This window comes from Streptomyces sp. HSW2009 (assembly GCF_040240285.1).
Lineage (GTDB): Bacteria > Actinomycetota > Actinomycetes > Streptomycetales > Streptomycetaceae > Streptomyces.
Window position 1 is genome coordinate 1 of record NZ_JBEHZD010000005.1, and the last position, 11,585, is coordinate 11,585.

Annotated in this window: 1 protein-coding gene and 1 pseudogene; both read left to right on the plus strand. The window is 69.2% G+C overall.

Annotation, left to right across the window (positions count from 1 at the left end; genetic code table 11):
• Nucleotides 1-145 precede the first annotated feature (145 nt).
• Nucleotides 146-1,366: pseudogene (locus AAHZ94_RS36305) on the plus strand (type I polyketide synthase); the annotation flags it as partial.
• An 82-nt stretch (nt 1,367-1,448) separates the two neighbouring features.
• Nucleotides 1,449-11,564, plus strand: coding sequence for a type I polyketide synthase (locus AAHZ94_RS00850; protein WP_349989856.1), 10,116 nt, complete (start codon nt 1,449-1,451; stop codon nt 11,562-11,564).
• The last annotated feature ends 21 nt before the right edge of the window (nt 11,565-11,585 follow it).

The window sequence follows — 11,585 nt, forward strand, 5'->3', positions numbered from 1 at the left end:
GGCGGCTCCCGCCCCGGTCCCGCCCCCGCCCGCGGTGGGCGCAGCTGTCCCCCAAAGCGGTACGCCCCCCCGGGGGGGGGAAGGTTGACCGGGCCCCCCGGGCACTCCACAGCCGGCCCCCCCCGCCCCCCCCGGCCCCCCCCCCGCCCCCGGCGCGGCCGAACTGCGGACGGAGCTCACGGACCTCGGCGCCCATGCAGTGGTCGCCGCCTGTGACACCGCCGACCGCGACTCCCTCGCCGCACTCCTGGCCTCCCTGCCGGACGAACACCCGCTCACCGCCGTGGTGCACACCGCCGGAGTGCTGGACGACGGCGTCGTCGAAGCCCTCACCCCCGAGCGGGTCGACCGCGTGCTGCGGCCCAAGGTGGACGCGGTGCTCAACCTGCACGAGCTGACCGCCGGTCTCGACCTGTCCGCGTTCGTGCTGTTCTCCTCGCTCTCCGGAACCCTCGGCGGCACCGGCCAGGCCAACTACGCAGCCGCCAACGCCTTCCTGGACGCGTTCGCCCACCGGCGCAGGGCCGAGGGCCTTCCCGCCCAGTCGCTCGCCTGGGGCCTGTGGGAGGAGCGCAGCGGCATGACCGGCAAGCTGGACGAGGCCCACATGCGGCGCCTCGCCCGTGAAGGCGTGACCCCGATGTCCTCCGAGGAGGGCCTGGCCCTGTTCGACACCGCTTGCGGCATCGACGCGGCCACTCTGGTCCCGGCACGGCTCAACGCCGCGGCGTGGCGAGCTCAGGACGGGCCGATCCCGGCGCTGCTGCGGAGCATCATCCGGACCACGGCTCGACGCGGCGCCGCGAAGGCGTCCACGGGCGGCTCCGGTGCCGACCCCGCCGGCCTGCGTAGCCGTATCGGCTCGATGAACCCCGCCGCCCGGCAGCAGGCGCTCCTCGAACTGGTCACGGAGCACGCGGCCATGGCGCTGGGCCACGACAGCCCGCGCATGATCGCCCCTGACCGTGGCTTCCTGGAACTCGGCTTCGACTCGCTGACCGCGGTCGGACTGCGCAACCAGCTCGGCACGGTGACCGGCCTGCGGCTCCCCGCCACCCTGCTGTTCGACTACACGACCTCCCGGGCGCTGGCCGGCTACCTGGCACAGGAGCTTGTCGCGGAGGAGTCGGACGCATCGCTGGTGCTGCCGGTTCTGTCGGAGCTGAAGAAGCTGGAGAGCTCCATCGCCGAGGTGGTGGCGGACGAAGCCGCCACGGCACGTCTCACCTCACGCTTGCAGCAGGTCCTGGCCAAGCTGACCGCGGGGCAGCAGACGGAGACGGCGAACGGTGGGGTCGTCGCCGACACGTTCGAGTCGGCGACCGACGACGAGATCTTCGACTTCCTCGACGAGGAACTCTCGTGACGCCGATGCCCCCGTCCCCGGAAGTTACTGGCCGAAGGCTTTCCACCCCTGTCCGGGGTGCTCAAAGGAGTGACAAGACACGGTGAGCGAGACCAAGCTGCGCGACTACCTCAAGCGCGCGACGGCCAGTCTGCACGAAACTCGTCAAGAGCTGAAGGAACTCAAGGACAGGGACCGGGAGCCCATCGCGATCGTCGGCATGGGGTGCCGGTATCCCGGCGGCGTGGAGTCACCCGAAGACCTGTGGGAGCTGGTCTCCTCCGGCACCGACGCGGTCTCCACCTTCCCCGTCGACCGGGGGTGGGACGAGGACCTGTACGACCCCGACCCGGAGAAGCCGGGCAAGAGCTACACGCGTGAGGGCGGGTTCCTGCACGACGCGAACGGCTTCGACGCCTCCTTCTTCGGTATGAGCCCGCGTGAGGCGCTGGCGACCGACCCGCAGCAACGGTTGCTCCTGGAGACCTCGTGGGAGGCGCTTGAGCGGGCGGGCATCGACCCGGCGTCCGCGCGGGGCAGCCGAACCGGCGTGTTCGTCGGCGTGATGTACAACGACTACGGCTCCCGCATCCAGGCCATACCGGAGGGCCTCGAAGGCCACCTCGGCAACGGCAGTGCTGGAAGCGTCGCCTCCGGCCGCATCTCCTACACCTTCGGCTTCGAAGGCCCCGCCATGACCGTGGACACCGCGTGCTCCTCGTCGCTCGTGGCGCTCCAACTGGCCGTCCAGGCGCTCCGCAAGGGCGACTGCTCGCTCGCGCTCGCCGGTGGCGTGGCCATGATGGCGACACCAGGGGTGTTCATCGAGTTCAGCCGGTTGCGCGGACTCGCCGTGGACGGACGCTGCAAGTCGTTCTCGAACACAGCCGACGGCACCGGATGGTCCGAGGGCGCCGGTGTGCTGCTGCTGGAGCGGCTGTCCGACGCCCAGCGCAACGGGCACCAGGTGCTGGCCGTGGTACGGGGCGCCGCCGTGAACCAGGACGGGGCGAGCAGCCGGCTGACCGCACCCCACGGCCCCTCGCAGCAGCGGGTGATCCGCGACGCGCTGCGCAACGCCGGCCTGTCCGCGGCCGATGTGGATGCGGTGGAGGCACACGGCACCGGAACACCGCTGGGTGACCCGATCGAGGCCCAGGCGCTGCTGGCCACCTACGGCCAGGAGCGGGCGGAGGACCGGCCGTTGTGGCTGGGCTCGTTCAAGTCGAACGTGGGCCACACACAGGCTGCCGCGGGCGTGGGTGGCGTCATCAAGATGGTGATGGCGTTGCGGCACGGTGTGTTGCCGCGGACGCTGCATGTGGAAGAGCCGTCGGAGCATGTGGACTGGTCGGCGGGGGCGGTATCGCTGCTGACCGAGTCGACCCCGTGGCCGGAGACGGGCGAGCGGCGCCGTGCCGGTGTGTCGTCCTTCGGTGTGAGCGGGACGAACGCGCACGTCATCCTGGAGCAGGCGCCGGAGGCCGAGGCGGCCGACGACGCCGCGGCCGAGGTCGTCGACGGTCCGGTGGCGTGGCTGGTGTCGGGTCGTAGCCAGGAGGGGCTGCGGGCGCAGGCCGGCCGGCTGCGGGAGTTCGTGGCCGAGCGTCCGGAGCTGGACGCCGCCGATGTGGCGCGGTCGCTGGTCATGACTCGGTCGGTGCTGGAGCACCGTGCGGTACTGGTGGGCCGGGACCGGGACGAGCTGCTGTCAGGCCTGGGCGCCGTCACGGAGAAGTCTGCCCTTCCGGGCGTGGTGGTGGGCGAGAGCGCGCCTCCCGGTCGTTCGGTGTTTGTGTTCCCGGGTCAGGGTGCGCAGTGGGTGGGTATGGCGGTGGGTTTGTTGGACTCCTCGCCGGTGTTCGCTGAGGCGATCGGTGAGTGTGAGTCGGCTCTGTCGGCTCACGTCGACTGGTCGCTGACGGATGTCCTGCGTGGTGCTGAGGGCGCTCCCGGTTATGGCCGGGAGGATGTGGTGCAGCCGGTGTTGTTCGCGGTGATGGTGTCGCTGGCGAAGTTGTGGCGTTCGGTGGGTGTCGAGCCGGACGCGGTCATGGGTCACAGCCAGGGTGAGATCGCGGCTGCTTGTGTGGCGGGTGCGTTGTCGCTGGAGGACGCGGCGAAGGTGGTGGCGTTGCGGTCGCAGGCCATCGCTGCTGGGCTTGCTGGCCGGGGTGGCATGGTGTCGGTCGGGCTTGCGGTCGACCAGGTGCGGGAGCGCATCGCTGCTTGGGATGGTGCGATTTCGGTTGCTGCGGTTAATGGTCCTGGTTCGGTTGTGGTGGCTGGTGATCTTGGCGCGTTGGATGAGATGTTCGCGGAGCTTGAGGGTGAGGAGGTGCGGGTTCGTCGGGTACAAATCGACTACGCCTCGCACTCGGCGCATGTGGAGTCGATCCGCGAGGAGTTGCTGAAGGTCCTGGCGGACCTGAAGCCCCGTACTTCCGACGTGCCGTTCTATTCGACCGTGTCCGGTGAGCTGATGGACACGGCAGGTCTGGACGCCGGGTACTGGTATCGGAACCTGCGCCAGACCGTGGAGCTTGAGTCCACCACCCGCACCCTGCTCGGGAGCGGGCACGGTGTGTTCATCGAGGTCAGCCCGCATCCCGTACTCACCGTTCCCGTACAGCAGACCGTCGAGGCAGTCGAAGCGCAGGCCGTGGTCACCGGGACCCTGCGGCGGGACGAGGGTGGCCTGGAGCGGTTCCTGACCTCCGCCGCCGAGGTATTCGTGAACGGCGCCGAGGTGGACTGGGCCACCGTGCTGGAGAACCGAGGCGGTCGGCGGGTTGAGTTGCCGACGTATGCCTTCCAGCGGGAGCGGTTTTGGCTTGATGTTCCTGCGGGTGTGGGTGATGTGGGTTCGGTGGGGTTGGGTTCGTTGGGGCATCCGTTGTTGGGTGCGGTGGTGTCGTTGGCGAGTGGTGGTGGGGTGTTGCTGAATGGGCGGTTGTCGTTGGCCACGCATGAGTGGTTGGCGGATCACGCGGTGCATGGGGTTGTGTTGTTGCCGGGGACGGCCTTTGTCGAGCTGGTGGGGCAGGCCGGGGACCAGGTTGGTTGTGGTCGGGTTGAGGAACTGGTCCTGGAAGCGCCGCTGATCATGCCCGAGAAGGGCGGGGTGCAGCTTCAGGTTGAGGTGGAGGAGGCGGACGCTTCCGGCTTCCGCGAGGTGAGCGTGTTCTCGCGGGAGGAGACAGCGGGCGAGGGCGCGCCCTGGACGTGCCATGCCCGTGGTGTGCTCGCACCGGTGGCAGGTGCCGACACGGCTTCCTTTGATTTTGGTGTGTGGCCGCCGGTGGGGGCTGAGTTGGTTGATGTGTCGGGTGAGTATGTGCGGGCGGCGGAGAATGGGTTGGAGTATGGGCCGGTTTTTCAGGGGTTGAGGTGTGCGTGGCGGCGTGGTGGTGAGGTGTTTGCGGAGGTTGAGCTTCCGGAGGGTGAGCGGGAGCGTGCGGGGCGGTTTGGTTTGCATCCGGCGTTGTTTGATGCGGCGTTGCATGCGTTGGGTGTGAGTGAGGGCTTCGTAGGTGGGTCGGGGAGTTTGTTGCCGTTCTCGTGGCGTGGGTTTGTTTTGGAGGCGGTGGGTGCGACGTCGTTGCGGGTGCGGTTGGCGTTGGTGGGTGAGGGTTCGGATGCGGTGTCGGTGTGGGTGGGGGATGAGTCGGGGCGTGGGGTGGCGTCGGTTGAGTCGTTGGTGTTGCGGCCGGTGGATGCGGGTCAGTTGAGTGGTGTGGGTGGGGTGGTGCGGGATGCGTTGTTCCGGGTGGAGTGGGTGGATGCGCCTGGGGTTGCGGTGGCGGGTGAGGCGTCGGGGACTGAGGTGGTGCGGGTTGTTTCTGATGGTTCGGATGTGGTGGGTGAGGTGTATGGGCAGGTCCTTGAGGTGTTGGGGCGGGTGCAGGCGTGGGTGGGGGATGAGGGTGTTGTGGGTGAGCGGTTGGTGGTGGTGACCCAGAGGGCTGTGGATGCGGGCGATGGCGATGGTGTGGTGGATTTGGGTGGGGCTGCGGTGTGGGGTTTGGTGCGGTCGGCGCAGTCGGAGAATCCCGGGCGCCTGTTGCTGGTGGACACCGATGATTTGGAGGGTGTGGAGGGTCTGCTTCCTGGGGTGTTGGGTTTGGGTGAGGAGCAGGTGGTGGTGCGGTCGGGTGTGGTGCGGGTGCCGCGTTTGGGTCGGGTGGTGTCTTTGGGTGAGGTTCCGGAGTCGGGGGTGTTTGGCTCTGGTGCGGTGTTGGTGACGGGTGGTACGGGTGTGTTGGGTGGTGTGGTGGCTCGGCATCTGGTGGCACGGCATGGGGTGCGGAAGTTGGTGTTGCTTTCTCGTCGTGGTGAGGGGGCTGAGGGTGCGGTGGGGTTGCGGGCGGAGTTGGAGGGTGTGGGTGCTGAGGTGGTGATTGCGGCGTGTGATGCTGCGGATCGGCGGGCGTTGGCTGGGGTGTTGTCGGGGTTGCCTGAGGGTTTTGGGTTGAGTGGTGTGGTGCATGCGGCGGGTGTGTTGGATGACGGGTTGTTGACGTCGTTGACGCGTGAGCGGGTTGAGTCGGTGTTGCGGGCGAAGGTGGATGCGGCGTGGAACCTGCATGAGTTGACTGCCGGGTTGGATCTGTCGGCGTTCGTGTTGTTCTCTTCGGCGGCGGGCACGTTGGGTGGTCCGGGGCAGGGGAGTTACGCGGCGGCGAATGTGTTCCTGGATGGTCTGGCGTCGTGGCGGCGGGCTCGGGGGTTGCCGGGTGTGTCGATGGCGTGGGGTCTGTGGGCCGAGGCCAGCGGCATGACCGGACACCTCGGCGAGAAGGACCTGCGCCGAGTGTCGCGTTCCGGCCTGGTGCCGCTGGCCACGGACGAGGGGCTTGAGCTGTTCGACGCGGCCCTGGTCTCGGATGAGATCGTGCCGGTTCCGGTGCGGCTGGACATCCCGGCGCTGCGTGCGCAGGGCGCCGAACTCCCCGCCCTCTTCCGTAGCGTCGTACCCACCGCGACAGTGCGCCGTGTCGCACGATCGGAGCAGGACGAGAGCCTTCCCGGTGAACTGCGCCGGCGCCTCGCGGGTCTGCCGCAGACGGCGCAGGACCAGATGTTGCTGGAGCTGGTCCGCGTCCAGACCGCAGGCGCCCTCGGGCACGCCACCGCCGAGGCCGTCAACACACGACGGCCGTTCAAGGAACTCGGCTTCGACTCGCTGATGGGGGTCGATCTCAGGAATCGGCTCACCGCGGAGACCGGTCTGCGGCTGCCCGCCGCGCTGGTCTTCGACTATCCGACCCCGATGGCACTCGTCGGCCACATCCGTGACGAAATCCTGGGCGGAGACGGCGCTGCCTCGTCGGCGAGCGCGGCGGTGGCCGTGCCGGGCGCGCCGGTGGACAGCGACCCCATCGTGATCGTGGGCATGAGCTGCCGCTTCCCGGGCGGGGTGCGGACCCCCGAAGAGCTGTGGCAGTTGGTCATGGCGGGCACGGATGCGATGTCCGAGTTCCCGGCCGACCGCGGGTGGGACCTTGAGCGCCTGTACGACCCGGACCCCGACCGAAAGGGCACGTACTACGCCCAGAACGGTGGCTTCCTCTACGACGCGCACCAATTCGACCCCGCCTTCTTCGACATGAGCCCGCGTGAGGCGCTGGCGACCGACCCGCAGCAGCGGCTGTTGCTTGAGACCGCGTGGGAGGCGTTCGAGCGGGCCGGTATCGACCCCACGACCCAGCGGGGCAGCCGGTCCGGTGTGTTCGTGGGCGTGATGTACAACGACTACGGCACCCGGCTGTCGGAGGTTCCCGAGGGCTTCGAGGGGTCTCTCGGCAGCGGAAGCGCTGGGAGCGTGGCATCAGGTCGCATCTCGTACACATTGGGTCTTGAGGGGCCCGCGGTGACGGTGGACACGGCGTGTTCGTCGTCGCTGGTCGCGCTGCATCTGGCCGCGCAGGCGCTGCGTCAGGGCGAGTGCGATTTGGCGCTCGCCGGTGGCGTCGCGGTGATGGCCACGCCGGGTGCGTTCGTGGAGTTCAGCCGTCAGCGCGGGTTGGCCCCCGATGGCAGGTGCAAGCCGTTCGCGGACGCGGCGGATGGTACGGGTTGGTCCGAGGGTGTCGGCATGCTGCTTGTGGAGCGGCTGTCGGATGCGCGGAAGAACGGTCACCCGGTCCTGGCGGTCGTGCGTGGTTCGGCGGTCAACCAGGACGGTGCCAGCAATGGTCTGACGGCGCCGAATGGTCCGTCGCAGCAGCGGGTGATTCGGCAGGCGCTGGCGAGTGCTGGCCTGTCGGCGGCCGAGGTTGATGCGGTGGAGGCGCACGGTACGGGTACGACGTTGGGTGACCCGATCGAGGCGCAGGCGTTGCTGGCCACGTACGGTCGGGAGCGTCCCGAGGGCCAGCCGTTGTTGCTGGGTGCGTTGAAGTCGAACATCGGTCACACCCAGGCCGCGTCCGGACTTGCTGGTGTCATCAAGATGGTGATGGCGATGCGGCATGGTGTGTTGCCGAAGACGCTGCATGTGGATGAGCCGTCGCGGGAGGTGGACTGGTCGGCGGGGGAGGTGCGGCTGCTGACGGAGGCGGCCGATTGGCCCGAGACGGGGCATCCGCGCCGGGCCGGTGTCTCCGCCTTCGGCGTGAGCGGCACCAATGCGCACACCATCATCGAGCAGGCCCCGGCGGCCGAGGACGAGGCGCAGCCCGCCCCGGCCCCCGCCGACGACCACGGCCCGGCCCCCTGGACGCTCTCCGCCCGGAGCCCGGAAGCCCTGCGCGCCCAGGCCGATCGGCTGCGGTCGTATCTGGTCGAGCGTGCCGAGTTGGGCGTGCTGGATGTGGGTTACTCGCTGGTGGCGACCCGTGCGGTGCATGAACACCGTGCGGTGATCGTGGGTGCCGACCGGGCGGAGTTGCTGCGCGGCGTCGAGGCAGTCGCATCCGGAGAGGTTGCCCCGGGGCTGGTTCAGGGTGTCGCGAACGCGTCCGGTCTGCGGGCGTTCCTGTTCTCGGGTCAGGGTGCGCAACGCCTGGGCATGGGACGGGAGTTGTACGAGGCGTTCCCGGTGTTCGCCCGCGCGCTGGACGAGGCGTGCGCGCATCTGGATGTCGTACTTGACCGTCCGCTGAAGGACGTCATGTTCGCGGCGGAGAGCAGTGCGGACGCCGAGCTGTTGGACCGGACCGGGTTCACGCAGCCTGCGTTGTTCGCGGTCGAGGTGGCGTTGTTCCGGCTGTTGGAGCATTGGGGTGTCACCCCGGACGTACTCATCGGTCATTCGGTGGGCGAGGTCGCTGCGGCTCATGTGGCCGGGGTGTTCTCGCTGGAGGACGCGTGCACGTTGATCGCGGCGCGTGGCCGGCTCATGCAGGCGCTGCCCGAGGGCGGCGCGATGGTGGCCGTCCAGGCGTCGGAAGAGGAGCTCGCCGGATCGCTCGTTGGTCGCGCGGCCGAGGTGAGCATCGCGGCCGTCAACGGCCCGACCGCCGTGGTGATCGCCGGCGATGAGGCCGCCGTCCTTGAGATCGCCGGCCAGTGGTCGGAGCAGGGTCGCAAGACCAAGCGGCTGCGGGTCAGCCACGCCTTCCACTCGCCGCGCATGGACGCCATGCTGGACGACTTCCGGAAGGTCGTCGAGGGGCTGTCGTTCGCCCCACCGTCGATCGCACTGGTCTCCAATGTGACCGGTGAGCCAGCGGGCGCGGACGAGGTGTGCTCGGCGGAGTACTGGGTGCGCCACGTACGGCAGGCGGTGCGGTTCGCGGACGGGGTGCGGGCCCTGGAGAAGCTCGGGGTGACCTCGTTCCTGGAGGTGGGCCCGGACGGTGTGCTCACCGCGATGGCGCAGGACTGCCTGATCGCGGGCGGGGCATCGGTCTCGGTCGCGGCACCCGTGCTGCGCAAGGATCGCCCGGAGGTTCAGGCGCTGATGGCGGCGCTGGCCGAACTCCATGTGCAAGGTGTCGAGGTGGGTTGGGAGCAGGTTTTCGCCGGGCGTGGTGCGCGGACGGTGGAGCTGCCGACGTACGCCTTCCAGCGTCAGCGCTTCTGGCTGGAGGGTACGGGCGAAGTCTCGGGCGCCCCCGCCCCCGCCGCCGCGGACTCGGTGGATGCGCGGTTCTGGGACGCGGTGGAGCGCGAGGACCTGGAAACCCTGGCCAAGGCGCTGGACGTCGACGGGAGCGGCTCGCTGGGTGAACTGCTGCCCGCGCTGTCCTCGTACCGCCGTCAGCAGCGCGAGCGGACCACGGTCGACGGCTGGCGCTACCGGATCTCCTGGAAGCCGGTTCCGGAGGTGGCGGCGGGGACGCTGTCGGGCACCTGGCTGCTGGTGGTGCCCACCGGGCTTGCGGACGACGAGCTGACGGAGACGATTTCCCAAGGGCTGGAGAAGTCCGGTGCCCGTGTCGTACCGGTGGCAGTGGACGCAGGAACGGACCGCGATGGGCTCGCCCGGGCACTGCTGGCCGCGGTTGACGGCGAATCCGATGTCCGGGTGTTGTCGTTGCTCGCGTTGGACGAGGAGCCGACGGCCGGGCAGCCGGTGGTCGCTGCCGGACTTGCGCTGACGCTGTGGCTGGTGCAGACCGTGGCGGGGCTGGGCGTGCGCGCCCGGCTGTGGTGCGGTACGCGGGGTGCGGTGTCGGTGGGTCGTTCTGACCGGCTTGCGAGCGCCGTGCAGGCGCAGGTGTGGGGCCTTGGCCGGGTTGCGGGCCTGGAGCATCCGCAGCTCTGGGGTGGGCTCGTCGATCTGCCTGAGGCGTTGGATGAGCGTGCCATGTCGCGGCTGGTCGGGGTGCTGTCCGCGGAGGGTGGCGAGGACGAGACGGCGATCCGGGGCTCCGGCGTGTTCGGCCGACGGCTGGTGCGGGCCTCGGTGGCCGAGGACGCGGCGGGCCGTGGGTCCTGGCAGAGCTCGGGTTCGGTGTTGGTGACCGGTGGTACGGGTGCGTTGGGTGCACATGTGGCGCGTTGGTTGGCGCGTACGGGTGCTGAGCATCTGGTGTTGACCAGCCGTCGTGGGTTGGAGGCCGAGGGTGCCGCCGGTTTGAAGGCGGAGCTTGAGGGTCTGGGCGCCCGGGTGACGGTGGCAGCGTGTGACGCGGCCGACCGGGAGGCTCTGGCGGCGGTGCTGGACGGTATTCCGAGTGAGTTGCCGCTGACTGCCGTGGTGCATACGGCGGGCGTGTTGGACGACGGTGTGGTGGATGCCCTGACGGTGGAGCGGGCGGCCGGCGTGCTGCGTCCGAAGGTGGACGCGACACGGAACCTGCACGAGCTGACCGCCGGGTTGGATCTGTCGGCGTTCGTGTTGTTCTCTTCGGCGGCGGGCACGTTGGGTGGTCCGGGGCAGGGGAGTTACGCGGCGGGCAATGCGTATTTGGACGCGTTGGCGTTGCAGCGGCGTGCGGATGGTCTTCCCGCGACTTCCATTGCCTGGGGCGCCTGGGCCGGCAGCGGTATGGCGGTTGACGGGGAGCTCGAAGAGCAGATGAGGCGGGGCGGTATGGCCCCGATGAACCCGGATCTGGCCATCTCCGCGCTTCAGCGTGCGCTGGACCTGGATGAACCCTTCCTCCTCGTGGCCGATGCCGCCTGGGAGCGGCTCGCGGGCGAGCTGGGAGCGGACCGTACGACAGCGTTGCTGAGCGAGCTGATCGAGACGCAGCGGCCGACGGCATCACTGACGCCTTCCGACCCGGCGGCGACCGAGTCGGCGGTGGCCGAGCTGCGCACCAGCCTGGAGGCGCTGCCTTCGGCGAAGCGTCAGCGCCAGCTACGCAAGCTCGTGCGCCAGCACGTCGCCGCGGTCCTGGCGCACACGGCCCCGGACGCCATCGAGAATGATCGGTCGTTCACAGAGCTGGGATTCGACTCGCTGACGGCCGTTCAGCTACGCAACCGGCTGGGTGCGATCACCGGCCTGGAGCTGCCGACCACGTTGGCATTCGACTACCCGAACCTCATCGCCCTGGCCGAGCACCTGGAAGCGGGCATGTTCCCGCAAGGTGGTGGGGCTGAGCAGAACGACTCGGAAGAGGACCGGATACGCGAGGCGTTGGTTTCCCTCCCGCTCGCGCGTTTCCGTGAAGCCGGACTCATGGACGCCCTGCTCGAACTCGCTCAGATATCGGAGAGCGGTTCTGATTCGGCGCCGCAAGAAGAAGAACTGAGTAGCGCGGTCGACACGATGGATGTCGATGACCTCGTCCAGAGGGCTCTGGGCGGCGCTGACCTTTGATGTTGTTGGAAGTGTGGAGCT